The organism is Sphingobacteriaceae bacterium (assembly GCA_002319075.1).
In the GTDB taxonomy this organism is placed as follows: domain Bacteria; phylum Bacteroidota; class Bacteroidia; order B-17B0; family Aurantibacillaceae; genus Aurantibacillus.
Window position 1 is genome coordinate 4,086,265 of record NVQB01000001.1, and the last position, 25,341, is coordinate 4,111,605.

At 38.8% G+C, this 25,341-nt stretch carries 21 protein-coding genes and 1 pseudogene; 8 read left to right on the forward strand and 14 right to left on the reverse strand.

From position 1 onward, the window contains the following. Positions 1-188: 188 nt before the first annotated feature. The 11 genes from clpB to CNR22_17665 all read right to left on the reverse strand — a co-directional run bounded on the left by clpB (position 189) and on the right by CNR22_17665 (position 18,507). A complete protein-coding gene (gene clpB / locus CNR22_17615) occupies positions 189-2,801 on the reverse strand; it encodes an ATP-dependent chaperone ClpB (protein PBQ33517.1) in 2,613 nt (870 codons plus the stop codon). Positions 2,802-2,976: 175 nt separating this feature from the next. Then, positions 2,977-5,286 (reverse strand): hypothetical protein, encoded by a 2,310-nt coding sequence (locus CNR22_17620; protein ID PBQ33518.1) that lies wholly within the window; start codon positions 5,284-5,286, stop codon positions 2,977-2,979. Then, entirely contained in the window at positions 5,287-10,404 is a 5,118-nt protein-coding gene (locus CNR22_17625; GenBank protein PBQ33519.1) for a hypothetical protein, read from the reverse strand. Between the two features lie 57 nt (positions 10,405-10,461). Beyond that, positions 10,462-11,031: an NADPH-dependent FMN reductase gene (locus CNR22_17630; protein ID PBQ33520.1), complete on the reverse strand. Its 570-nt coding sequence runs from the start codon at positions 11,029-11,031 to the stop codon at positions 10,462-10,464. A 1,021-nt stretch (positions 11,032-12,052) separates the two neighbouring features. Then, the gene (locus CNR22_17635) at positions 12,053-12,862 is read right to left on the reverse strand and encodes a short chain dehydrogenase (protein ID PBQ33521.1); all 810 of its coding nucleotides are present in this window, start codon (positions 12,860-12,862) and stop codon (positions 12,053-12,055) included. A gap of 1 nt (position 12,863) precedes the next feature. After that, on the reverse strand, positions 12,864-14,042 hold the full coding sequence (locus CNR22_17640; protein ID PBQ33522.1) for an acyl-CoA dehydrogenase: 1,179 nt from the start codon (positions 14,040-14,042) through the stop codon (positions 12,864-12,866). Between the two features lie 31 nt (positions 14,043-14,073). Continuing rightward, positions 14,074-14,730: a hypothetical protein gene (locus CNR22_17645; protein PBQ33523.1), complete on the reverse strand. Its 657-nt coding sequence runs from the start codon at positions 14,728-14,730 to the stop codon at positions 14,074-14,076. 122 nt (positions 14,731-14,852) lie between these two features. Beyond that, positions 14,853-16,511 (reverse strand): FAD-binding dehydrogenase, encoded by a 1,659-nt coding sequence (locus CNR22_17650; GenBank protein ID PBQ33524.1) that lies wholly within the window; start codon positions 16,509-16,511, stop codon positions 14,853-14,855. Positions 16,512-16,526: 15 nt separating this feature from the next. Continuing rightward, entirely contained in the window at positions 16,527-17,345 is an 819-nt protein-coding gene (locus tag CNR22_17655; GenBank protein PBQ33525.1) for an aldo/keto reductase, read from the reverse strand. Positions 17,346-17,603: 258 nt separating this feature from the next. Further along, the gene (locus tag CNR22_17660; GenBank protein PBQ33526.1) at positions 17,604-17,918 is read right to left on the reverse strand and encodes a hypothetical protein; all 315 of its coding nucleotides are present in this window, start codon (positions 17,916-17,918) and stop codon (positions 17,604-17,606) included. A gap of 67 nt (positions 17,919-17,985) precedes the next feature. Beyond that, positions 17,986-18,507, reverse strand: a complete 522-nt coding sequence (locus CNR22_17665; protein ID PBQ33527.1) for a methyltransferase type 11 — start codon at positions 18,505-18,507, stop codon at positions 17,986-17,988. Positions 18,508-18,722: 215 nt separating this feature from the next. Between CNR22_17665 and CNR22_17670 the strand changes: the two genes are divergently transcribed. Continuing rightward, positions 18,723-19,043 carry a hypothetical protein gene (locus CNR22_17670; GenBank protein PBQ33528.1) on the forward strand — a complete coding sequence of 107 codons (321 nt, stop codon included), beginning with the start codon at positions 18,723-18,725 and terminating at the stop codon, positions 19,041-19,043. Positions 19,044-19,048: 5 nt separating this feature from the next. Further along, positions 19,049-19,231 (forward strand): hypothetical protein, encoded by a 183-nt coding sequence (locus tag CNR22_17675; GenBank protein ID PBQ33529.1) that lies wholly within the window; start codon positions 19,049-19,051, stop codon positions 19,229-19,231. A gap of 36 nt (positions 19,232-19,267) precedes the next feature. Here CNR22_17675 and CNR22_17680 read toward each other — a convergent pair. From CNR22_17680 to CNR22_17690, 3 genes and pseudogenes are all read right to left on the reverse strand, one after another. Beyond that, positions 19,268-19,381: pseudogene (locus CNR22_17680) on the reverse strand (Crp/Fnr family transcriptional regulator). Between the two features lie 178 nt (positions 19,382-19,559). Beyond that, positions 19,560-19,964 (reverse strand): cupin, encoded by a 405-nt coding sequence (locus CNR22_17685; protein PBQ33530.1) that lies wholly within the window; start codon positions 19,962-19,964, stop codon positions 19,560-19,562. Between the two features lie 133 nt (positions 19,965-20,097). Then, positions 20,098-20,559, reverse strand: a complete 462-nt coding sequence (locus CNR22_17690; protein ID PBQ33531.1) for a hypothetical protein — start codon at positions 20,557-20,559, stop codon at positions 20,098-20,100. Positions 20,560-20,794: 235 nt separating this feature from the next. Here CNR22_17690 and CNR22_17695 point away from each other — a divergent pair, with 235 nt between their 5' ends. The 6 genes from CNR22_17695 (at position 20,795) to CNR22_17720 (ending at position 24,952) form a co-directional block, all read left to right on the forward strand. Further along, positions 20,795-21,016, forward strand: coding sequence for a hypothetical protein (locus tag CNR22_17695; GenBank protein PBQ33532.1), 222 nt, complete (start codon positions 20,795-20,797; stop codon positions 21,014-21,016). A gap of 196 nt (positions 21,017-21,212) precedes the next feature. After that, positions 21,213-21,755, forward strand: coding sequence for a YbhB/YbcL family Raf kinase inhibitor-like protein (locus CNR22_17700; GenBank protein PBQ33533.1), 543 nt, complete (start codon positions 21,213-21,215; stop codon positions 21,753-21,755). Positions 21,756-21,896: 141 nt separating this feature from the next. Then, complete coding sequence (locus tag CNR22_17705; protein PBQ33534.1) at positions 21,897-22,736, forward strand: AraC family transcriptional regulator; 840 nt, start codon at positions 21,897-21,899, stop codon at positions 22,734-22,736. 679 nt (positions 22,737-23,415) lie between these two features. Continuing rightward, positions 23,416-23,763, forward strand: a complete 348-nt coding sequence (locus CNR22_17710; protein ID PBQ33535.1) for a hypothetical protein — start codon at positions 23,416-23,418, stop codon at positions 23,761-23,763. A gap of 211 nt (positions 23,764-23,974) precedes the next feature. After that, positions 23,975-24,379, forward strand: coding sequence for a heat-shock protein Hsp20 (locus tag CNR22_17715; GenBank protein ID PBQ34942.1), 405 nt, complete (start codon positions 23,975-23,977; stop codon positions 24,377-24,379). 81 nt (positions 24,380-24,460) lie between these two features. After that, positions 24,461-24,952, forward strand: a complete 492-nt coding sequence (locus CNR22_17720; protein ID PBQ33536.1) for a hypothetical protein — start codon at positions 24,461-24,463, stop codon at positions 24,950-24,952. Positions 24,953-25,341 lie beyond the last annotated feature (389 nt).

The following is a 25,341-nucleotide window of genomic DNA, read 5'->3' on the forward strand; positions in this document are numbered from 1 at the left end:
GTTTAGAGCGGTAAAAATATCCTTTTAAATCTTTCATACAAGGGACTTTCGTCGAATAAACCAGAATTTAATTCACAAAAAGCGTGTAATTAAAAATGGCTTAACTTTCAATGGAGTTTTAACCCGTTTCCCTAAATAAAAAAAGGAAAGGCAGAGCCTTTCCTTCAATTTTTCCTGTATAAACTACATTAGACTGTTGGTACAGATTGGTTTCTGAAAACCAATGTATTATCAAACATATCTAAAATTATCTCATTGTCCTTGTTCACTTTTCCAGCAAGCAATTGTTTTGATAATTCATTTAGAATTTGTTTTTGCATCACACGTTTCACGGGTCTTGCGCCGAACTGAGGGTCGTATCCAAGTTGGGCCAGCCAATCGAGGGCTTCGTCGGTAGCCGAAATTTTCAGATTTTGTTCAGCCAATTGTTTGCGAATGCCTTCAAACTGAATTTTCACAATTTCAGAAACATTTTCCCTGTTTAACGGTTCGAACATAATCACTTCATCAATCCTGTTCAAAAATTCTGGGCGGATAGATTTTTTCAAAAGGTCATAAACCTCAGATTTTGTTTTTGCTAAAACTTCATCTCTGTTAATTTCAGTCATCTTTTCAAAATTTTCCTGAATCAAATGCGAACCAATGTTACTGGTCATGATAATGATGGTGTTTTTAAAATTCACCGTTCTTCCTTTGTTATCGGTTAAACGTCCGTCATCTAAAACCTGCAATAAAATATTAAAAACATCAGGATGCGCTTTTTCTATCTCATCTAACAACACAACACTGTATGGTTTTCTGCGCACTGCTTCCGTTAATTGTCCACCTTCTTCATAACCCACATAACCTGGAGGCGAGCCTATTAAGCGGCTTACGGCGTGACGTTCCTGGTATTCGCTCATGTCGATACGCGTCATTGCATTATCATTGTTGAATAAAAAATCGGCCAATGCTTTTGCTAATTCTGTTTTACCAACACCGGTAGTTCCTAAGAAAATAAAAGAACCAATCGGGCGTTTAGCATCCTGCAAGCCGGCGCGACTTCTGCGCACAGCGTCTGAAATACTTTCGATGGCTTCGTGCTGGCCTACCACGCGTTTGTGTAGTTCCACTTCCAGGTTCAGTAATTTATCTTTTTCGCTTTGCAGCATACTTTTTACCGGAATTCCCGTCCAAGCGCTAATTACGGAGGCAATATCTTCGCTATCCACTTCCTCTTTTAATAATTGCGAGCCACTGTCTTTAGCGGTTTGCAAAGTACTTTCGAAGGCTACCAATTTAGCTTCAGCATCTTTTATCTTACCATAACGAATTTCTGCCACCTTACCGTAGTCGCCTTGCTTTTCGAGGTTGTTAGCCTGCGTTTTAAGATCTTCAATTTCAGCTTTGATCTTCTGTACATTGTCGATCATCTCTTTTTCCGATTGCCAGCGAGCTCTCAGGGCCGAACGTTTATCTTGTAGTTCAGCGATTTCTTTATTTAGTTCTTTTACCTTATCATCTGCATTTTCACGTTTTATTGCTTCACGTTCAATTTCCACATGCATGATTTTTCTTTCCACTTCGTCTAATTCAATTGGCATAGAGTTGATCTGCATTCTTAATTTAGACGCTGCTTCGTCCATTAAGTCAATAGCTTTATCTGGAAGAAAACGGTCGTTGATATAGCGCTGCGATAATTCAACTGCTGCGATAATGGCTTCGTCTTTAATACGCACATGATGATGCGTTTCGTATTTTTCTTTAATTCCACGCAAAATAGAAATGGCATCTTCTGCACTCGGTTCATCTACCATTACTTTTTGAAAACGACGTTCTAAAGCTTTGTCTTTTTCAAAATATTTTTGATACTCATTTAAAGTCGTAGCACCTATTGCTCTTAATTCACCGCGTGCTAAAGCAGGTTTCAAGATATTTGCTGCATCCATCGCACCTTCGCCACCCCCGCCGGCACCCACCAAAGTATGGATCTCATCAATGAATAAAATAATTTCCCCATCGGCACCGGTCACCTCTTTTACAACCGATTTTAAACGCTCTTCAAACTCCCCTTTAAATTTGGCACCTGCAATTAAAGCGCCCATGTCTAAAGAAAAAACCTGTTTTGTTTTTAAATTTTCGGGTACGTCACCGTTAATAATTCTATGCGCGAGTCCTTCTGCTATAGCTGTTTTACCAACGCCAGGTTCACCTACAAGGATGGGATTGTTTTTTGTACGGCGCGATAAAATTTGTAGTACGCGGCGAATCTCTTCGTCTCTTCCAATCACCGGATCCAGTTTTCCGTTTTGTGCCTGTTGATTTAAATTGATCGCGTATTTATTTAAAGAGTTGTAAGTTTCTTCGGCAGACTGACTTGTAACACGTTCGCCTTTTCTTAATTCGGTAATGGCAGCTTTGACTTCTTTTTCTTTCAAACCCGCGTCTTTCATGAGATTTGAAGTGCTGTCACCAGCGTGTAATAAACCTAGTAACAAATGTTCTATAGATACAAACTCATCGTTGTACTCTTTTAAGTAAGTGGTAGCCTTTGCCATAGCTTTGTTTGCAGCTACGGATAAATGGGGTTGCCCGCCGCTAACTTTGGGATAAGAGTTGATAACACTATCCACCATCTTGCCAAAGGAGGAAGGGTTGACGTTTAATTTTTTTAGAATAAAAGGGGTTACGTTTTCATCTACTTCCAGTATTCCTTTTAATATATGTGCAGGTTCAATGGCTTGCTGTCCGTTATTGGTGCTGAGCTGCACAGCCTGTTGGATGGCTTCCTGCGATTTAATTGTATAATTGTTAAGGTTCATAACTGCTATTTTTTATAAGAGACAATCACATTTTGTTCCAGAGAAAAAGTACTGAAATTTAGTCCGGTTTTTCCATTTTCACCTGTCTAAATGACTTATTAAGAAGGATTTGTATGCCGAATTAACAGGCATTGGCAATTGTTTTTCATTTCCTTGAGGAAAATAAATTCACAGCCTAGAAAGGATAGCCAATGGCAATGTTAAGCACAAGGTTCTGGCCTCTCCAGGCTCTATCGCGGAAATTAATCTGCTTCACCACCCAGCCATTATTTTCCTGCACGTATGGTCTGCGCAAAGGCATACCTAAATCGAAACGCAATACAAAATAGGTGATGTCGAGACGTAAACCAAATCCAGTGCCCAGGGCAAGTTGTTTGTAGAAAGTACTGAAATTAAATTCGCCACCCGGTTGTTCGTTGTTTTTGTGAAGCAGCCAGATATTGCCGGCATCGAGAAACACGGCTCCTTTTAAAACGCTAATGATGGTAAAACGGTATTCAGCATTTGCCTCAAATTTAATGTCACCTGCCTGGTCTAGAAAAGCTTTGTTGCGTAAACTATCTGGTTTTCTATAAATTCCCGGACCAACTGTACGGGGTAAAAAAGCACGGATACTGTTAGATCCGCCGCTGAAGAACTGTTTGATGTATGGCATGGTTCGTGAGTTGCCATACGGGATGCCTGCCCCGGCGAGAACGCGGGTGGCGACGTTACTGTTTTTATTGATGATATAATGGTAGCGTCCGTCGGTTGAGATTTTTGAATATTGAGAATATCTGTAACCAAACAAAGTATAGGGATTATCTTCGGAGGGCCTTCTGCCCGTGGCCAATCTCTGAATGAAATAAGCGCTGTTTCCGGAGATGTCGGCAGTGATATTAAAATAATACTGATGCTGCAGTGAGCTATTCACAAGTGAATTGTAAGTGAAAGCATAATTTCCTCCTAATGTAAATTGCTCTTCAAAGCTTTGTCTTAAAAATGGATTTTCAATAAGGAGGTCGTCAAATATTTTGGTGGTATTTATAAGGCGGGCAAAATTAATCGCGATAGGATTTAATTCGTGCTCTTTGCGAATGGTTTCTTTCCATGTATAACCGTAAGAAAAGTTAACCGCATTCATGTTAAAGTATTGTACCCGGTTTAAATTACGGAAGCCAAGGTCGAATTTTGTGCGGGGAACAAATTGTGTGGAAACATTTTTTATAGTAACAAAAGGAATGACAAATTGCGGAAGGTAAAGCTGCGTGTTAGCACCGACTTCATAAGAGTTCAGTCCTTTTTGCGCGCCCGAGAATTGAGTTTCGTAATTGGTATTCAGGTTGAGGATAAGTAATTCGGCTCCCCTGAATAAGTTTCTGTTTTTATAACTCGCAGTAAGAGCCGGACCAGTGTAGTTATTAGATTTTGTTACGGCTTCCACTTCTAATTGCAGAGATCTGCGTGGTGTGGGAGTCATATTAATATACACGTTTAACCTTCCAACACCATCCATAATAGTATCGGTAAAACGCACGTTAACGTAGCGAAAAACGCCCATTCCCATTAAACGGCTTACCGTTAAACTATAGGCTTTACGACTGTAAGGATCATTCTTGCGCAAAAACACATGTCGTGTTACCGCAGTTGGAATAAACATACTGTCTTTATTCAAATAATAATACCCATCAATTTTCACAGTGTCACTTATCGCCCTGGTTACTGTATCCTTAAGGCGGAAAGAAGGATTAATGTAGATGTTGTTGAGATAGTAGCGCACGGTAGCTTTGTACGGAATATCTTTTTTTAAAGTTACTTTTACATTAATAGTTTTATTTCTAAGATTTGTATCTGCTTTAAATAAAATGTAATCTGGATTGAAATAATAAAACCCTTCATTTTTCACAGCGGCGTCAATGCGCGAACGTTCTCCTTTTAACAGATCAAGGTTATATTGTACACCAGGTTTTATAAAAGTTTCTGATTCAGTATCTTTAACTCTGATACTCATTTCGTCTTTTTCTTCAGGAAAAACGGCCTGGTTGATGGAGTAAGGTTTGGTGACCATCACCGTATAATTTACAGAAACCGTTTTCTCTTTTTCCTTTACTTCAAAACGGGAATTGGCATCAAAATAACCCAGGTTATTTAAACGGTTTACCATGATATCCGACACTACCGTTGGATTTCCGGGATCATATAAAACAGGTGGTTCACCAATTTTATTTTTGATCATTTTTTTAAATTTCTTTTTAGGGTTTTCGCCGGCCTTGTAGTAAAACCAAAGTTTAAAACGAATTCCTAAAATGGTTTGATTCGGTTTTGGCCTCAAAACCTTTTCCATTTCTGATTTTATTTGTTTTTTATTAACCTGATCATTTGAATTCACGGTTATTTTGGCTCCAGTGTATAGTTTTTCGCCAGGCTTTAAATACTTTGTTGTATTGCAGCGTGCAGAAAAAAGGATCATTCCCACTAAAAGAAATATTTTAAAAATTCTTGTCACTTATAAATTTTCAGTTGCTTGTTTTTGCGCTTCCTGTTGCTCCTTTTTTTCCTGTTTTTCTTTTTCCAACTTCTCTTTTTTCTTCAGACGTTTCATTTCCTTTCTTTCCTTTTCTTTTTTTGGTTTTGAAAATAATTGTTTGAAGGTGTTGAAATTTCTGGTATAAACTACTCCCGCAGCGGTTTTGGTTAATTCTCCTTCAATTGGATTTTCATATTGATTTTCGCGGGAAGCTTCTAATTTATAACGGCCATCTTCTGTAAGTTTGTAGTCAATGCTGATGTTTCCAGCCACATCATTGGCTGAATTTTGAGATGCTTTTTCTCCTTCAAGGTCAACATTCCCCCCAACACGCACAGTTACTTTCTCATTGAACAATTGTTTGGAAACACCTACTTGTAATTGTGTTCGGCCTTCTGCTTGTCCTGTAGAATAATCTTCAAAGGAATTAACACCCAGATCAAGATTTACAAAATTGACATATTTATCAGAGAGCGAACTTAATTGTTGTGTAAGAGCTTTACTGGCTGTAGACCTGGAGGTAGAAGACAGTCCGCCGCCGCCGCTGCTCTCTAAAGGATTCTCACCTATAAATCTTCGTAAAGTAAGTAAGGCAAATACTTGTTTATTTAATTGTGTTTCGTCTTCGCGCAAATTTGCAAGTTTTGTATTTACCGCTCCATTCAATGCGCCGCGGTCGCCCGGCGCCAGCTCAATATCGAAACTTATTTCAGGCGATGACAGAAATCCATTCATTTTTAGGTACACCATAAAAGTCAGCAGATTTCTGTATTTATTTTTCTCCATTTCAGAAAGTCCTGCTAATTCATTTTGCACTAAATCTAATGGTGATGTTTTAATCGTGTATATGGCGGTTAAATCTACATAAGCATCCAAAGGATCGCCCGACCAGGTAACCGAACTTCCAGGTTGGATTTTAAAACTTCTTTTTACAACGTTTTCCAGAGATAAAAAATAGCCTCCGTCTTCAATATTGTATTTACCCGAGAGACTTGTTTTACCGCTGCGATCCAACCCAAAGTCTAAAAGTCCACCACCCGTGATATACAGAGAATCTCCTGTACTACGGTCTACAATCATTTTTAACTGTACCGATTTGTCAAAGTTTACAGAAGCATTTAATTCAATGCCTTTTATTTTGGAATCAGCGTCTATCGAATCGTTGCGACGCGCCATAATGCTGATGTCTTTTTCGGAAGGATTAATAAATTCAACCACACCTTTGCTCTCGTTTTTACTCACCTGACTTTCTGGTTTCACATAAGTAACAGACGAGCCTTTGTTCAATTTTATTTTCGCGTCTACCGTTGGCGCATCTGTTGTTCCTTTGATTTTGATATCGCTGTCCAGAATAATCTTACCATAATATAAAGGATTGTCTTCACGCGTAGTGTTCAAAGCCAGGAAATCGTTTGTTTTCAAACGCAAATCCAGTTCTATGTTTTTCAGATCGCGAATGTCTATATCTCCATTTAAAGTAGCAGTATGATCTAAAGTGTCTTTTAGTGTAAAATTATTGAATTGTATTTTTTTAGATACAAAATCTATTTTCGAATCTGTGACCTTGAGGTAAGAGTCAATGAATTTTGGTCTGAAACCTGCGTCCTTAAATCGAAGAGAGCCTTCTATTCCGGGCAGCGTGGCGGGACCTTTTACATTTAATTTTCCATTAATGTTTCCCGACATATTTGTAAGCTGGCCAAAAGTGAAAGGTTCCACACTCGCAAGGCTAAGATTTCGAATGTCCACTATCATATCAAGATCGTTTGTTTTTGAGGCTCTGTAAAATCCTTTCATAGCGATGTCGTTACCGTTGCCCTGAACATTGAGCTCAACATCATATTTTGCAGGATCTTCGTAATTACTAGCTTTTAACTTTATAGTTCCAACAGGTACTGATTGAAAGACAAAATCTTTTATAACAAGGTCTGATTTAAAAGCTGAAGCGTTATTTTGTTTCTCAAGAATAACGTTTCCATTTATAGTTCCCTTTGCGAGCTCTTTTTTATTCTCCATCATGCGTGAGAGCGTAGTAATTTCAAAGTTTTTGAAAGTTATTTCTAAAGGGCTTTGTGGTTTTTTTTCTTTGCTATTTACGCCAAGCGACTGCGGACCATTGGATAGCACTACATTATTGGCATACATGCCTTCTTTTCCAAAATGCAGGTAGTTAGCCTTGTCAATAGACCAGTTTTCGGCGTCCAAAATTAACTTGGGATCTAATTTTAATTCAAAATCTTTATTCAAGCTTTTTAAAACGCCGCCAATAGCAAAAAGTTTTGCACTGTCGTCTTTTGCAATATTAAATTGAAAACCGAGAGTGTTGTTTTTTAGTTCACCTCCAAAATAAACGTTTTCAAATTTTAAAGTAGGATTCGAAACTTCTGCAAGAGTTAGGGCATAATTTAGTTTTTGAGGATCAGACTTAATATCAAACCTCAAACTATCTAGTATAATTCCAGAGTACTTTACTTGCGGAACATCCACATTCAAAATAATATCTTTTGCCTCGCTGTTGTAAGAACCTTTAATGGCAATGGCACTTAGTTTTTCCAGTTGGGGTACAAAATTTTCGGTTATTGTATAGGGATCATTGATAGTGAGATCGAAATTGAATTTTTGTTTAGTAAGTTTTTGTGCCGGGGCGCCATCCTGCATATTAAAATAATTGCCTAGGTGCTGTTTCAAAACATAGGGAAGTTCTGCGAAGAGAATGTCGCCGGTAAAATTAGCATTCATGATTTCTGAACGCAAACGCAAATCAGAAACACCCTCTTTAAACTCTGAGATCACTACAATGGAATCAATGGGGTATTTTTTGTTGTTACGTATAACCAAAGCATTTCTAATACTTGCGGTGCCGGTGGCATTCCGGCCGGGTTCACTTCCAATGTCTGATTGAATGAGCGCACTCACACGCAAATCTGTTTCCGACAGATTTAAGGCTTTTAAGTCGGCTCCTTTTAAATCTAAAGTAAAAGTATATTTAGGATGCGTTTGCTCTATATCTACGTGCCCTTTGAATTCAAAGGCGAGGTTATCGTCTTTCATGGAAGCGGTTCCGTTAAACGATTTTTTATTTATTGTTCCGTCAAGATTGAAATTTTTGTATTCATAGTTTTTTAAAAACGCTTTAAGAAGGCCCACATGCAGTTCTGCATTTATGTTGCTGGTATCAAACCCGCTTCCTTTCACAGAAGCTGTGAGCGTTACCGGGCCAATCGTTTTTGATTGATTTAATAATTTTCCGAAGTCAAATGCGTTGATATCTATTTTTCCAGAATAAGGTTGCTCCTTATTTCCTGCTTTTGGATTCATTTTTACATTGGCAGCGAGATCTCCAAAAGATGTTTTTACAGCAAGATCAGCATCAAAATTTTTGACATAACCCTTGTAAGTTCCCTTTAAACTTAAATTTTCGGGAATGCTGATTGTTTTTGGAATCAGGGAATCCAGAACCAGACTCTCAATATCTTTTTTTGTGCTTGTGATTTCGAACGCTGCAGAGGCGTATAAATTTTCAGGATCGATGACATTTTTCAAGGTCCCATGGAGTTTCAAAGAAGTACTTTCTTTTGTCTTTATTTCCAGTTTTGTAAAATTGAGGTCATTTAGTTTTCCTTCAATTTTACCTGACAAATTCACAACAGCATTTTGAGTTTCTCCTTTTAGCGGGAGTTTTTTCAAAAGATCGGGAGAAAAATATAAAATGTCTTTGAATGCAATGCTTGTGTTTTTAAATTCCGCCTGCAAACCCAGCTTGTTTATTGAGTCTCCCAAAGCTTTCAATGAGGGGTAGGAGAGAGCAAGATGATCTGTAATTCTACTGTTATTTATTTGCAGGTCGAGGTTTTTTAATTCGGCATGGGTTGTATCGTAACTGATTTTAGCTTGAAACTTTTTTAACTGGAAACCACTTTGTTCGTTGAAGTGCAGATCTTTTAAATTAAAATCTATTTTTTTGACATTGGCATAAAGGTCATTTCCCTTAAATGTAAAATTACTTACATCTAGATGATTAAAATCTAATACGTTTTTTTGGACGGGGGTATTTCTGTTATCATAACCTAAGGTGTTTTGGTCAAGATCAAGTGTGTTCAAGGTCACGGTCCAGTCTGGTGATTTACCTGAGACCTGTTCTTCAACAGCCTTGGCAATAGTATCCTGTATCGCGATTTTATTTTGTGTATAATAAATAGCTGTATTTTTCAGGGCCAGTTTATTCAGATCTATTTTTTCTTTTTTAAGATCTATTTTCTTAACGTCCAATAAAAATTCACCAAGCACTACTGCGAGATCCTGACCGCTGCTCTTGTCTTTGTAAGTTGCCTGTATGCTTTCTAACTTTAATTTGTTAAGACCAATCTCAAAATCGAATGGCTCAGATGCGCTTGTGTCTTTTGCTGTTTGAAGCGGTTTTTCGCGTGTGACGAAAGCTTTAGTGCTTTTTAGATCAATGGTATTGACATGTATGATCTTTTTATTCAGATCAAATTCGTCGATATGCGTTTCAAAACTTCCAAGGTTTAAATCAGCGTTCATGCCGCTGGATTTATCGTGAAAGGTGAAATAAATATTCTTGAGAGAAATATTTTTAATGGAGAAAATTATTGGTTGGCTTGTTGTATCGGTATCTGCCGAAGAATCTTTCTCAGCAGAAGCAAATGCAGCCGGAATAAAACTAAAATTAAATTTTCCACCGGGTAGCTCTCTGTAAAGATGTGCAGTTAAAGTTTCAAGCTCTACAGAATTAAGCACTATTTTTTTATCTATCAGATCCCACAGGTTAACATCCACTTTGAGGGAATGGCTATAAAGCAGTGTGTCGTTCTTTTCATCTTCGATGTATAGATCGGTAAGCGACACAGATTTAGGAAAAGCAATCGTGATATTTCCCAACTCCACCTTTGTTTTTATTTTTTTTGAAAGATAGTCGGTAGCTTTTCCGGTGACAAATTTTTGCGCTTTAGGAAATTGTAGTGTAATAAAAATAATAAGTACCAGCACTATTGGTGTAGCTACGATCCACAAAATGGTCTTAAGAATAATGATTGTAATTCTTTTTCCTTTTGATCTATTATTTTTTACGCTTGTCAAATTTTGATGTGTGCTTTGTTCTCAGAGTGTGTTTTGGTCGGTAGCCCAATTTCGTCCTTATTTCAAGGTTCTCATTTTGTTTAGCCCAATGGCCCACTTTTCAAGTTCATCCAGCATAACATTAGCAGCTTTTAAACTATCCATACCCGGAATAAATTTTCCTTCTTCATTAAAATATTTGCCAAAATTTGGTAGGTAAAGCGATTCGGTCAAAGGCATCATCTTAAGCGCTGTAACCACCGGTATCAACATTTCAGAAGCTCTGCTTCCGCCTGCAACTCCTCCGTAACTTACGAAAGCTACAGGTTTATAATTCCATTCTTTGAAAAGAAAATCGAGAGCGTTTTTTAAAGGGGCAGAATAACCGTGATTGTACTCAGGATGAACGAAAATAAAGGCTTCTCCCGCATTGATTTTTTTGCTCCATTTTTTCGTACGCTGGTGTTTGTATTTTTGCAAAGCCGGCATTTCTGGCTCATTATGAAAAGGAAGATTTTCTTCTTTAAGATCAATAAAATCGATCTTAAATTTTTTGGAATCCTTGGTAATTTTGAGAATCCAGTCTGCAACTGCCGGTCCTTTTCTGCCGGGTCTTGTACTGCAAAGTATTATTTTTAATTTGATCATAAGTACTCAACTAATTGGGGTCGGGGACAAATAACCCCAATTTTCCCCACTTTTTCATCAGAATAATTCCTGGCCAGATGGATCCATTTTGTTGTTAGGGCTAAAGGCTTTTCAACAGGGGATTCAAACGCATCAAAAAATTAAACTGTGTTTTGTACTTAAATAAAGTCAATAGTCGTGCCACTATTGGTTTTTAGAGCTGAAAATAAAGGCTGTGACCTTTGCATGCGCGGGCCAAAAGCTCTAATGATCTTCCCGACTATCCCAAAGCCATCCCGATGCTGCAGGCATGTGACAGGCTGCTCGAAGTGACATCGGTGGCAGTTGATGTCGGTTCGAGCACGTCGATGTCAGTTCGGGAAGGATCAACATCCAGTGGATATTAAGGCCAGCTGAAGGGCGGTCGATGTCAGTTCGGGCAGGATCAACATCCAGTGGATGTTAAGGCCAGCTGATGGACGGTCGATGTCAGTTCGGGCAGGATCAACATCCAGTGGATGTTAAGGCCAGCTGAAGGGCGGTCGAAGTCAGTTCGGGCAGGATCAACATCCAGTGGATGTTAAGGCCAGCTGATGGGCGGTCGATGTCAGTTCGGGCAGGATCAACATCCAGTGGATGTTAAGGCCAGCTGATGGACGGTCGATGTCAGTTCGGGCAGGATCAACATCCAGTGGATGTTAAGGCCAGCTGGTGGACGGTCGATGTCAGTTCGGGCAGGATCAACATCCAGTGGATGTTAAGGCCAGCTGATGGACGGTCGATGTCAGTTCGGGCAGGATCAACATCCAGTGGATGTTAAGGCCAGCTGATGGACGGTCGATGTCAGTTCGGGCAGGATCAACATCCAGTGGATGTTAAGGCCAGCTGGTGGACGGTCGATGTCAGTTCGGGCAGGATCAACATCCAGTGGATGTTAAGGCCAGCTGATGGACGGTCGATGTCAGTTCGGGCAGGATCAACATCCAGTGGATGTTAAGGCCAGCTGATGGACGGTCGATGTCAGTTCGAGCGTAGTCGAGAACTAAAGAAACAAATCAATCATCAATTTTTCATTGGGATTGATAGCATATTTACTAAAATCCGTTACGCCATTTTCTCTGAGAATTTCTTCATCAATAAAAAAGTTTCCGGTTGTGGATGTGCTGTTTTTCTCGAAAATAAGAAGCGCCGCATCTGCCATAATTTCTGGCGTGCGGCTTTTGTTTATCAAGGCATCGCCACCCAATAGATTCTGCACAGCGGCTGTGGCTATCGTCGTTCGCGGCCACAGAGCATTAACACCTATTTTATATTTTTTTAATTCTTCAGCAAGACCAAGAACTGTCATACTCATGCCATACTTAGCCATGGTATAAGCCAGGTGTTTTCCAAACCATTTCGGGTCAAGATTTAAAGGTGGCGACAAGGTAAGGATATGTGGATTCCCGGATTCTTTCAGTAGGGGAATACAATATTTAGAAACCATAAAAGTTCCTCTTACATTAATGTTGTGCATTAAGTCGTATCGCTTCATTTCTAACTCCTCTGTGGAAGAGAGATTGATGGCGGAAGCATTATTTACAAGTATATCAATGTGGCCAAATGTTGATTTTACTTTTTCAACAGCGGCAACAACGTTTGCTTCATCACGAATGTCAACCTGCAATGGCAAAGCTTTCACACCGGCTTTTTCGACCTCCTCAGCAACAGAATAAATTGTCCCTGGAATTTTCGGATTCGGATCGGTAGTCTTGGCTGCAATAACAATGTTGTAACCTTTTTTCGCCAGGCCAAGAGCTATCTCTCTTCCAATACCGCGACTTGCGCCGGTGATGAATGCTGTTTTTGCCATGTTACATATGTTTTGAAAATGAAGGTTGATATTCTTTTTTATCAATTACCATTTTAGCGATTACTTCTGCCAAGATCTCTGAAGTACCGCCACCTATTGGTCCGAGTCGGCTGTCACGGAACATGCGTGCTAAAGGATATTCTTCCATATAACCGTATCCGCCCAATGCTTGCAAACAAGTTGTCATTACTTCGTCGGACATTGCCGTAGAAAGCATTTTTGCCATGCTCGCTTCTTTCACAGGATATTCACCCTCTACAAGTTGATGACAAATACTGTAATTAAAACGTTTGTGCATTTCTATTTGAGAAGCCATCTGAGCTACGCGGTGACGCAACACCTGAAAACTATCAATTGTTTTTCCAAACGCCTGACGTTCGCCCATGTATTTAATTGTGTAGTTAAGTGCCCACTCGGCGGCGGCATGCGCATTAATAGCCATGATGAGACGTTCAAGAGCAAAGTGCTGCATGATATAGGGAAACCCTTTTCCTTCTTCACCCATTAAATTTTCTGCGGGAATACGAACGTTATCGAAAGAAATTTCTCCCGTGTCAGAAGCTCTCCAGCCGAGTTTATCGAGTTTAGAAGCGCTGATACCAGGTGTAGCACGGTCCATGATAAAAATACTGATGCCTTTTGCGCCCTTATCTAAACTTGTTTTAGCAGCAACAACAAGGTAATCGCTATAAACACCATTCGTGATAAATGTTTTTGATCCATTAATCAGGTAACCATCTTTATCTTTTATTGCGGTAGTTCTCATCCCTGCAACGTCAGAACCAGCAAAGGGTTCAGTAATGCAAAGACAACCGATTTTATCTCCTGAAATACTTGGAGCAAGATATTCGCGCTTAATACGATCATCACCTTCTGCATTTAAATGCTGCATGGCAAGATAAGAATGCGCCCACATCGCAGCCGCAAATCCACCTGAGTTTACACCTTGTAATTCTTCCAGGAAGATAGTCGTATAAAAAAGATCAAGACCCAATCCACCATATTGTTCAGGATAAACCAAACCAAAATAACCCATGTCGCCCATTTTTTTCCAAATGTCGCGGTCAATTTTTCCGGTTTCTTCCCACTTGTTAACGCGTGGGGCAACTTCTTTGGCAAGGAAATCCCTGATTCCTTCTCTGAACAAATTGTGTTCTTCTGTGAAATAGTTTGTCTTCATAATTTTTGTCTAGTGTGTTATTAGCTGGAATTTAAAACGTAACGAATTGATTTATTTTTTTATTAAATGCCTTTCCTAAACTGTTGTAGTATTTGATACCAAAATATTTTTTAAAAGAGGCTAATCCTTTTTCAGTAAAATAGGGGATGATATTTATCCAGATCACTTTTTCGCAATTGTCTTCGTTTTTATCTTTACGGATGGTCTGTTGCGCAGTCCAGAAAAAAGAAAGCATCCAGGTAGAAATTGCCAGGTTGTTATAGGCCCCGGGAATAGGCTCTTTTTTCATATTTCCTACTTGTATAGAAAAAGTGATAGCTGCTTCAAAATCTTCAATACTGCGGTCAGCCATAGTCTTGAAAATCTTGCTCACATGAGCATGTTTCATTACCTGGTTATCGTGAAAAATAAAAGGATATTCTTTTTGAAATTTTATGTAAACCCTTATTTCTTCCCGTAAATTTTGAAAGGAGGGAAACTGACGTGTTTTCTGCTTTACAAGGTTAATGCGTTCCCACATTTCATCCACAATAGCTATCAGTAAAGCTTCTTTGTCTTTATAGTGATAAGTGATATTTCCCCTGCTGATACCGAGCTCATTAGCGAGCTCAAATAAATTCACAGAGCCATAACCCGATTCATTAAAAATCTCTACGGCTTTTGATTTTATTTTTTCTTTGGTTGTCATGTATGGAAAGTCAAATATACATAATTTTTAAAAATAACTAAATAATTAGTCACTTTTGACAAATATTTAGCCACTAAGACACTGAGAGCACAAAGGGTCATTAAGATCATCACGAATAGAACTTATCTTAACGAATTAAGAATAGCTCTCGCAGCGGTTCTTCCTGAAAAAATACAGCCTCCTAAAAAAGTTCCTTCCAATGCTCTGTAACCATGCATGCCACCACCACCAAAACCTGCGGCTTCACCCGCGGCATACAGACCTTTAATTATTTTCCCGTCTCTACCAAAAACTTCTGCGTTTAAATTGGTTTCTAAACCTCCTAAAGATTTTCGGGTAAGGATGTGTAACTTCACTGCAATGAGTGGCCCGGCTTTTGGGTCCAGGATTTTATGTAAAGGTGCCGTTCTTATTAATTTGTCTCCCAAATAATTCCTTGCATTTCTGATTGCTTCAATCTGCAAGTCTTTACAAAATTTATTGTCGAGTTGTTTATCGCGGGCTTTAATTTCATTTTCTATTTTTTCGAAATCGAGTAGAGGCTCTGTTGTAAGCCTGTTCATGCCTGCAACAAGGTCTTTTAAATTGTCTGCCACTACAAAGTCTTCTCCTTTTTCTTTAAAGGCTTCTACCGGTCCGGTGGCCTTTTTACCGAAAGCTCTGCCTAAAACGAGTTTGATGTTTTTACCGGTGAGATCCGGATTTTGTTCGGAACCAGAAAGAGCAAATTCTTTTTTAATTATTTTTTGTGTAAGAATAAACCAGGAATAATCATAGCCTGTCGATAGAATATGTTTGAGTGTTCCTAAGGTGTCAAAGCCTGGAAATAAAGGCACGGGGAATCTGTTGCCTTTTGCGTCAAACCACAAAGACGATGGGCCGGGTAAAATACGAATGCCATGTTTTTCCCAAACGGGAGAAAAGTTTTTTATACCTTCTGTATAATGCCACATGCGATCTCCGTTAATGGAGTTAGCTCCTGATTTTTCTGCAATGCCAATCATTTTTCCGTCCACATGCTCCGGCACGCCTGACAACATGGTTTCGGGAGCTTTGCCTAATCTTTCCGGCCAGTTTTTTCTTACCAGATCATGGTTCGCCCCGATACCCCCACTTGTAATAATAACAGAGTGCGCTTCAAAATGAAAGTCCCCAAGAATGTTTTCCGAATTTTTTTCACCCCGCTTAACATTTTTATTTTCTAAAACACTTCCGCTTACGCCCTTCACAGCGCCGTTCTCAACTATTAAATTTGTAACACGATGCCTGAATTTAAATTCTATGAGTCCTTTCTTTGCAGCGGCTTTAACGCCTTCTACAAAAGGCGCGATCACACCCGGACCTGTTCCCCAGGTTACATGGAAACGTGGAACTGAATTGCCATGTCCAATGGCACCATATCCACCACGCTCGGCCCAGCCCACTACAGGGAAAAATTTCAAGCCTTTTTCTTTGAGCCAGGAATATTTTTCTGTTGCAGCAAATTGCAGGTAAGCTTCGGCCCATTTTTTTGGCCAGTGATCTTCATGTCTTTCAAACCCTGCTGTGCCCAGCCAATCATTGGTAGCGAGTTCAAGACTATCTTTAATTCCCATTCTTCTTTGCAAAGGAGAATCAATAAAAAATAATCCTCCAAAAGACCAGAAGGCTTGTCCTCCTATGTTATTTTCTCCCTCCTGATCGATCAGGATCACGCGTTTTCCTTTTTCTGCAAGTTCATTTGCTGCTACAAGTCCCGAAAGTCCTGCGCCGATAATTATTACATCTGTTTTGGAATTCATAGGAGGGGTGAAATTTTACATGTTTAAATAGGTCAGCATTCTTTTTCGTGTTGCTGCATCCGGCAATTCTCCGTTTCCGGCCGTAAAATTATCTTTGGCGTGTGCGGGATTTGAAGTTGCAGGAATAACACAAGTTACAGCAGGATGGGACATAAGAAATTTTAAAAAATAAGCGCTCCAGTTTTCTATTCCCAGTTCTTTGGCAAACTCAGGAATTTGTTTGTCCTTAACCAATTGAAAAAGCCGCCCTTCTCCAAAAGGCCTGTTTATAAGGGTCGCGACGCCATTATCGGCTGAGGCGTCAAGGATTCTTTTTTCGGCGTGACGGGAATCGATGGAATAATTAAACTGAACAAAATCTATGGGTTCTTTACGGATAATTTTTTCTAGTTCTTCATGCATGCTATCCGTGTAGTGAGTTATTCCTATGTAATGAATAATTCCTTTTTCTTTCCAGTCGCGCAAAGTAGAAAGATGCGTTTTCCAATCGGTAAGGTTATGAATTTGCATCAGATCCATAGTGCTCCGGTTCATCTTTTCCATGGAGTCTTCCATCTGTCTTACTCCGGCGTCACGACCATTGGTCCAGACTTTCGTAGCATAAAAGAGATCATTTTTAAAAACTAATTTTTCGGTGAGATCACCAATAGCCATTTCCGATTTTCCATACATGGGAGAACTATCGATAAGTTTTCCTCCCTGAGCGTGCAACTCTGTTAAAACGGAAGTAAGTTCTGAATTTTCTGAGGCGTTGGCCACATCAAAGCTCTGCCAGGTGCCGAGCCCAATAACAGGTAAAGATTTTCCGGAAGAAGGGATTATACGTTGAATCATTTTAGTTTTCTGGAACTCTAAAGTACAAGAAAATTAAATGAATTCAGAGCAGTGCAATATAGATAATAGTCGCAGCCACTATCAGGTTGATAACTGTGTCCAGCAGCTTTTGTTGCCGCATAAGTTCTTCCTTATAAGTTTTACTCATTGTGTGTGTGATTTTTCCGACTACGGGTAAGCCCTGCAATGGCCTTAACAACTGTAAGACGGATAGGGATAAAAGAATATTGTTTGATTTACATTTATTAACAAAGAGCTTTAACTTCTATCCCTCTTCTCAAGCGCTTCTAGAATTTCATTGGAAAGAAGTCCACTTCCACCGCCGTAATGTTGAATGATGATTATAGTCGGATTGTAATTTAAAAAGAAAGTACGCAGCTGAACATCTGAGCTTTCTTCAATTCCACCACCGAGTAAAACAATATCAAATTTTTTAGTTTGAAAGATTGCTATTGCCTCATGGTCTTCGTTTACACAAGTGCCCGACCAGGAAGGGTTTGTGTTCACCAGACGCTCGACTGTTGCGGCAATTTCTTTGTTCCGTCCTATGATGAGTATTTCTATTTTGTCCATCTCACTTTATTGATAGGCAAATATAAAGCAGGGAAAAATTTCGCCTCTTAATATAGGATAAGAAATTCTAACTCTTTTTAACCAGGGCCGAATAAATCCTACCGGAACTATAAAGTGATTGTGTATCCGCCATTTTTTCTACAGAAAAAAATCCTAACTCTATAAACAGTTTTTTTAAATTCAGAAAGCTGATGGGATAAGGAACCCAGGGATTTGCTTTGTCTGTATCGTATTCTATGAGGATGAATTCTGCATCAGGCATTAGATATTGACTTAATTTTTTAAGGAGCTTTTTCTTGTCTTCTACAAAATGAAATGAGTTAGCCATAAGAATGCCATCGAGATTTTTAAGGTCTAAATGTTCTTTTTCAAAATTTGCTTTTTGAAAGGCTATTTGTATCTCTGGTAAAGAATCTAACAAAAGACCATCGCTTTTATCCACTGCATAGATTTTACTTCCAGGAGAAAGTTGTCTTGCTAATGCTTCTGTGAAAAACCCTTTGCCACAGCCAAGGTCTGCCCATTGCACTATCTTTTCTTTTTGAATAAAGGCTTTTTCTAAAAGTAGGTCAGCGGTTTTATTTTCCATTTACTATAAAAGTAGGAATAATCTTATTAGGTTATAAAGTAGTGGAGCTTTGAGAGTCAATAGTCACTAGTTGCGAGTCAGTAGTAATTAAGTGTAGTAGAAAGCTAACTGTTGAATTGCTGAAACTATAAACTCTAAGTCTTCTACACATTTACCCTTTTTCAGGTATTGGTTTTAGTTAAGGGAAAGAATAATTTTATCGGAATCAAAATGCTATGTGCGAGTTCCAGGTAATAACAACTAATTCTTTCGGTTGCGTTGTAAAATGTTCGCATTGTGAAGATATACATTTGAGTTTTGGTAATGTACTGGCAGTTATTGATAACAGTGAGTTTGAGCAATTAAAGTGGGTAGTTGAAAATCTCTACATTAAAAAATATAGGGAAATCGTGGATTCAGGAGAAAAAATGTATTTGAATACTGATAGCGAAAAATTTGCCCTTGCCTTAAATGCGCATGAATTACATGAGCTTAACACTTTACTGCAAGAGGCCAGTGTGATGCTTGAAGTCTACACAATTTTAGATATAAAATAAATTCTATGGAAGCACAAATCAACGCTTTGGAGAACATGGCTCTCGCAGAGAATCGCCTTAAATGGTTCATGGAAATGTTAGCGATTAAAAGAGATGCTGGCATGACTCGCATTTATTCTGCCATTTCAACATGTGAAACCGATTCTAAAAAAAAGGAGGCAGAGCGGGATGAGGACCTTAACTTCTGAATGAAAAATGTTTCGGCGAAGTCTAAGGTAGCGTGTTTACCTGATACGACTCAATGACTGAGGTGTAATTTTCAGGTACGACGCAATGTGCTGTTGCGGCACGTGCAGGGCTAAATCGGGATACCGTTTTATAAATTCGTTGTATTTTTCGTATCCTTTTTTGAGCAATTGAATGGCGGTGTGAGAACCTACGAAGCCACTGATTCCGGTGAGCAGTACTTTTTTAGAGTTTTTCATGACCTGTAATGTTGAATTAAAGGTAAAACAACCCAAAGAGCCAGACTTAACAATTGGTAAGAAATAGCGGTATGAATTTGGTTCTTTTGTTTTAGAGTGATGCTTTTTTGTATTGCTCTTCGCTTACCTGCTCCATCCATTCTACAGCTGATCCGTTTAATTTTTCCTGGATGGCGATATGACTCATCGCGGTGGTTTTTGTAGCACCGTGCCAGTGTTTTTCATTGGGCATAAAATAAACAACATCTCCCTGGCGAAGTTCTTCAATTTTACCACCCTCGCGTTGGGCCCATCCAAATCCGGATGTTATGATGATGGTTTGACCGAACGGATGCGTGTGCCAGGCAGTGCGTGCTCCTGGTTCAAAAGTAACAAGTGCTGTTGATAAGCGAGAGGGTTCAGGGGGCGTAATCAAAGGGTCAATTCTTACCGTACCGGTGAAATAGTCTGCTGGACCTGTTGTAGAAGGTTGTGAGCCGTTTCGTATAATTTCCATGCCGTAAGTTAAGCTTTATCTCTCGATCACATCAAACAACAATTCAAAAAAATAAGCTATTCTCTATGAGTACAAAGCGTAAGGGATAAAATTGCTTTTTTCATGCACGGAAGGAGTTCTCCTAAGCGTGAGGTCAGTTTTCGGTTATGGAGTTTTGTGACGTCGTAGTAGTATTTTCTAGTAAAGAGTCCGCATAAGAAACGATTTCATTAAAAAAGAAATGGTGTCTTAGTCTTCTTGTCAGCCAGTTTATAGTTATGAGAAAGGTAAACATGACTAAAACAACCACTATTTCTCTTGTACCGATTGCCAATGTCAATGCAATCATTAAACCAATTATAAATGTTTTTAAATAATATATTTTATAGATCAAGGTAGTATCGCTGTCAAACCTGAACTCGCCTTTGTCTACCATCGCAAACAAATTCCAGTTATTTACCCAAAACGGAACAGTGAAATGTAAGTCGTCCCACGACAAATAAACGTCCGCTTTGACTTTATTTAAAATGGAAGCTTTTACATGATCGATTAACTCACGCTTCTCTTTGTCAGAGAGGGCTCTTTTGAATTTATGTCTGTAACTATTCGTCAGCATTAAGATTACACTTCATTGGTGCATAGTCGCCGGGCTTTCCATTTTTAATAGTTGTAAACGATCTGATCCTTTAGATTGTCAGGCGCCATGAAGTTAGGTGAAATTTTCAGTCAAACTACTTAAAGACTGTTTTTTAAAAAATCCCCACAAACATATCCCGAATTGTCGATTAAACCCCCCAGCATTCCTACAATTTGTAGCAAGCACTCTGTGCACAGGCTCGTACCTTTGTGATATGGAATTAGCGGAGGCGGAAAAGAAATATCTTCATAAAGTAGTTTGTCATATGGCAACAGGTTTAACCTTCGAGGTAACAGAATTGGTAGAGTTGGGACGCTTAACCAAAGACCGGATAGAATTGCATTTTAAACATCTGGTAGAGGAAGAGATTCCGATAGGTCAGCAAAGTAGCGCCACTTTACGAGAGATAGAAATTCATTATAGGATTGTCACTTAGTGTTTAGCTATGGCGCTAGTCCTCCATAGCTATGGAGCAGGGCATTGACGGACGCCCAAAAATTAACCCCAATAACACTAATAAAGTTCAACTCGCGGCCAAAATATTAAATTGACCTTTTAGAAATACTTTTTGGACGTCAACCCATCGTTTTCTGGATTTTTGTGGAACTACCTTTGTTGAATAAATTAAACAAATGAAAAAAATCATGACAACATTAGCAGCAGCAGCCGTATTAAGCGGAAGTGCAATCGCACAAACTTTTACTTTAAAAAGTAGCGAACTCGGAGGACAATTAACAAATAAACAGTATGCAAACGGCATGGGATTCTCAGGCGAAAACCAATCTCCGCAACTTAGTTGGGACAACGCTCCTAAAGAAACTCAAAGTTTTGCCATAACGATTTATGATCTGGATGCACCAACCGGAAGCGGTTTTTGGCACTGGGTAGTATTTAATATACCAGCAAACGTGCACGAATTGAGATCTGGAGCTGGTGACTTAACAAAGCACTTAATGCCGGAAGGAGCTATTCAAAGTAATACAGATATGGGTAAGCCGGGGTATGTAGGTGCTGCTCCAAATGATGGACCTGCTCACCGTTATGTAATAACAGTTTATGCGCTTGGCAAAAAACTAGAACTTGATAAAAATGCAACTCCTGCATACGTTGGTGTCAATATGTACTTTGCTACTTTAGCCAAAGCATCTTTATTGGTATACGGTCAAAAGCACTAATTCTTTTTTTAATGTCCGGTAGCAATAATGTTGCCGGACATTTTTTGCATTTCTGTAAATTGATTTTTAGATAGGCGAAAATTTTAGAAACGTTTGAAATTGAGTAATTTTAAAAGGTATTCCAATTACATCTACGACACTATGAAAAAAGACGCATTTCCTTCTGCTATTCAAAAAGTAACAATTGGCTATTACGACTCTGATGTTCCGAAAGTCAATAACCGTATTAAGTTAGAGCAGAATTTATTTAGTTTTTTATTAGAGGGAGAAAAGTCTGTTCAGTATGCAGATGCAAAAATAACTATTGATCCTTCTCAGTTTTTGTTGTTGTCGGCGGGAAATTGTTTAATGAGTGAAAAAACAGTAGCTGCCGGTGGCCGTTACAGAAGTGTATTGATTTTCTTTGACAACAGCACGTTAGTTGATTTTTTTATACAACACCCATTAACTCTTCAACCCAAAAATACTACGCGGGAAGAAAATGCAATAGTAGTTTTTAAAAAAGATGCGTTTCTTACTCATTTTGCTGAATCGCTTGTAGTAATGCTCAGTCATGACCAACCCGTTTCGCTTAAGATGATGAAGGTAAAGCTGGAAGAATTACTGCTCTACATTAGTGAACATTATCCCGGGCAAATACAGACACTTCAAAATTTAAGTCAGCGGGAAGACACTGAACTTCTTATCAGGCAGGCTGTAAGTGCTAATATCGATTCGCGCACTAGCGTAGCAGAGTTAGCGTTTTTATGTAACATGAGCCTTTCTACTTTTAAAAGACGTTTCGTGAAAATTTATCAAACTTCACCTAACAAATGGCTGATTGATAAACGCATGCAAAAGGCAGCAAACATACTCAAACAAGGCGAACAAACTGCCAGCCAGATCTATCTCGACCTTGGCTATGAAAATCTATCGAGTTTTGTCCAATCATTTAAGCAAGTTTACGGCGTAACTCCAAAACAATATCAGTTGGCTAATTGATGCTAAATTTTAATACAGCGCATTAGGGTTTGAGCAGACGCCTGAAGTACCCGTGTTTGCAGCCAATTTTACAACTCGCAGAAGTTTAATCAGGTGGTACCCACAAACCGGATTAGAGCATCGCTTAATATTACCCTCTGCCATACACACTCTTAAAAAAAAAATTCTATTTGTTCTCGGTTTTCGTGTGGGACGACGTTTATCTCCTGTAAATACAGATCCATCGTCTCGCCTTCGGAGTGTTTTTTATAAGCTGTAAGGTCGAAATCTCAAATCGCCTCGTGACATTGCATTATAAATAATCACTTAAGGGATGATCGAAGATAAATTTGCTCATCCATTTTCATATAGTGAACGTTACTTTCGCGAAAATGTTGTAACGTCTACTGTTTGGATGAAGAGAGCTAAAAAAACGATAATACACGAGGATAAAACCCACCTGATTTTCATTCGGCTAAATTTTTCTGGTTTGAGTACAAATCGTCATCTAACCTGATCTTAAAGATAAAAACTTGTAAAAATAGCCACGTACATTTTATAATTATTGGCGAGGACGGAAAATTAATGGCGGTTTAGAATCTTCTAAAAATATTAACTTTCTTTAAAAAAATACGATTTGGTAAAGCAGTTTTTGACGTAGTAATTTTGTGTCACTTATAACATTTATATCAAAATCAGTATGGAACCTGTAATTGCTAAATCTGTTTATAACACGCTCTTTCGTTTAAGTCACCCATTAGTGGAACATCTCAACAACAATTTGGTAAACGCGCATGTAGTAAAAGACGACATTCTTCCGAAGAATATAGTCAGTGTAAATTCAGTTGTGGAATATGTGAGTGAGCCTTACAATCGCCCCGTCCGGATTAAGATTGTGCTTCCGGAACATGAAGATCTTGCAAGGCGAAATGTTTCAGTTCTCGCTCCTATATGCAGGGCCTTGCTTGGCTTTAAGGAATCAGATGAGTTGGTTGTGAAAATGCCATCTGGTAAAAAAAAGATCAAAATTTTAAAGGTCTATAATTAGGAAAAAAGAAAAAATGACAGTTTTTCTGAAATTTTTTCACAAAAAAAAGAAATCCTGGCGCAAAAAATAGCCTGGCACTTAGTTTGAATTTTTAAGAGAAAATAAATTATTAACCCGGTGAAGCGGTCCGGACAGCTTCACCACAAAACAAAACGAAATCATGACACTAATCAAAATGATCAACCCTGCAGTGGGTTTAGAAAAGAGAAACATGCTGATGCCATCGATGGAAAATTTGTTCAGTAGTTTCTTTGGTAATGATCTTACGAATAAAGATTATGCCGCTTATGTACCATCGGTTAATATTACCGAGAATGAAAAGAGTTACAGCATCGAAGCAGCGGCCCCCGGCTTTGAAAAACAAGATTTTAATGTGCAGCTCGAAGAAGGAATTCTAACCATTAGAGGCGAGCACAAACAGGAAAGTGAATTCAATCATAAGACCTTTGTACGCAAAGAGTTTAACTATGGATCATTTAGCCGCAGTTTTAATCTTGTAGACCTTGTGGATGAAGAAAAGATAGACGCTAAGTACGAAAATGGGGTCTTAAAAATTGAGCTTCCAAAAAAAGAGAACAAAAACATAAAAAATGTCACACAGATTCAGATTCAATAAGATTGAAGAGGTCCGAAAGGTGTGGAAATTTTTCGGGCTAATTTAGGAAGTGATTTATGAACCATTGAACCCTTAAATAAAATGAAAACTTTAAATGTGATTCTATGTTCTTTGTTATTACTGATGAGTTCATGTAACGCTCAAAACAAACAGGATGGCACTAAAGAACTTTCGTTTGCTAATAGCACACAAAAAGAAACAGAAACTCTTTCCAAACCTGTAGTTCGTTTCAAAGTAAATAAGCAGTATGATACCAACGGTAACGTTATAAGATACGACTCTACTTACAGTTACTCTTATTCTGGTACCGGAGAAATGGACACGGAAATAAAAAAACTATTGGGTAATTCAAATTCACATTTTGATGTGCCCTTGAATTTTTTTGCGATGCCAGAGTCAGCTGAAGCTCCCAGAGATTCAACTTTTGCACCTCTGTTCCAAGACTCTTATTTTCAAAGACAAATGCAGATGCATCAGAAGTGGATGGATGAAGTTTTCAGGCAGTTTCATTCGGAGCAAAGACTGCCGGGACCGGATGATATAATTGAAAAGAAAGGGCAGAAAGAAATCTAGTTTCCTTAAAACGGCATCAGTAAATGATGCCGTTTTTTCATTAACACAGTTTATCACCAATTCACTTGGTAGAGTAACTTCAACGAAACGTACTGTATTGCCTTTTAGCGAGCACGCGACGATATTCAGTCTGTAGAAAACAGTGTGCCTGCGAATTGGAAAAATAGCGCATCATTTCAACAAGTGGCTATCTAGAAAGGGCTATAGATTTTTAGTGTGGGTAAAATCCAACTTTGTTTTCTTCCCCACCTCTCTTGCACCTGATCCAATTTTTGCGCTTCACCCAAATAGAGCATGTAAACTACAAATTCCATTGCTCTAAAGCCTCCAGCATTAGCTGAGGGTTAATAGTCCTTACAAGCGTTAATAACTTGTTGATTTTTGAGGAT

Excerpts from the sequence above, each read along its gene's own strand:
- CNR22_17660 (PBQ33526.1), bottom strand. The coding sequence starts at position 17,918 with ATGGACAAAATAGAAATACTCATCATAGGACGGAACAAAGAAATTGCC.
- CNR22_17710 (PBQ33535.1), top strand. The coding sequence starts at position 23,416 with ATGGAACCTGTAATTGCTAAATCTGTTTATAACACGCTCTTTCGTTTA.
- CNR22_17640 (PBQ33522.1), bottom strand. The coding sequence starts at position 14,042 with ATGAAGACAAACTATTTCACAGAAGAACACAATTTGTTCAGAGAAGGA.
- CNR22_17650 (PBQ33524.1), bottom strand. The coding sequence starts at position 16,511 with ATGAATTCCAAAACAGATGTAATAATTATCGGCGCAGGACTTTCGGGA.
- CNR22_17630 (PBQ33520.1), bottom strand. The coding sequence starts at position 11,031 with ATGATCAAATTAAAAATAATACTTTGCAGTACAAGACCCGGCAGAAAA.
- CNR22_17635 (PBQ33521.1), bottom strand. The coding sequence starts at position 12,862 with ATGGCAAAAACAGCATTCATCACCGGCGCAAGTCGCGGTATTGGAAGA.
- CNR22_17665 (PBQ33527.1), bottom strand. The coding sequence starts at position 18,507 with ATGGAAAATAAAACCGCTGACCTACTTTTAGAAAAAGCCTTTATTCAA.
- CNR22_17700 (PBQ33533.1), top strand. The coding sequence starts at position 21,213 with ATGAAAAAAATCATGACAACATTAGCAGCAGCAGCCGTATTAAGCGGA.
- CNR22_17705 (PBQ33534.1), top strand. The coding sequence starts at position 21,897 with ATGAAAAAAGACGCATTTCCTTCTGCTATTCAAAAAGTAACAATTGGC.
- CNR22_17685 (PBQ33530.1), bottom strand. The coding sequence starts at position 19,964 with ATGGAAATTATACGAAACGGCTCACAACCTTCTACAACAGGTCCAGCA.
- CNR22_17645 (PBQ33523.1), bottom strand. The coding sequence starts at position 14,730 with ATGACAACCAAAGAAAAAATAAAATCAAAAGCCGTAGAGATTTTTAAT.
- CNR22_17690 (PBQ33531.1), bottom strand. The coding sequence starts at position 20,559 with ATGCTGACGAATAGTTACAGACATAAATTCAAAAGAGCCCTCTCTGAC.
- CNR22_17720 (PBQ33536.1), top strand. The coding sequence starts at position 24,461 with ATGAAAACTTTAAATGTGATTCTATGTTCTTTGTTATTACTGATGAGT.
- CNR22_17695 (PBQ33532.1), top strand. The coding sequence starts at position 20,795 with ATGGAATTAGCGGAGGCGGAAAAGAAATATCTTCATAAAGTAGTTTGT.
- CNR22_17670 (PBQ33528.1), top strand. The coding sequence starts at position 18,723 with ATGTGCGAGTTCCAGGTAATAACAACTAATTCTTTCGGTTGCGTTGTA.
- CNR22_17675 (PBQ33529.1), top strand. The coding sequence starts at position 19,049 with ATGGAAGCACAAATCAACGCTTTGGAGAACATGGCTCTCGCAGAGAAT.
- CNR22_17655 (PBQ33525.1), bottom strand. The coding sequence starts at position 17,345 with ATGATTCAACGTATAATCCCTTCTTCCGGAAAATCTTTACCTGTTATT.
- CNR22_17715 (PBQ34942.1), top strand. The coding sequence starts at position 23,975 with ATGCTGATGCCATCGATGGAAAATTTGTTCAGTAGTTTCTTTGGTAAT.
- clpB (PBQ33517.1), bottom strand. The coding sequence starts at position 2,801 with ATGAACCTTAACAATTATACAATTAAATCGCAGGAAGCCATCCAACAG.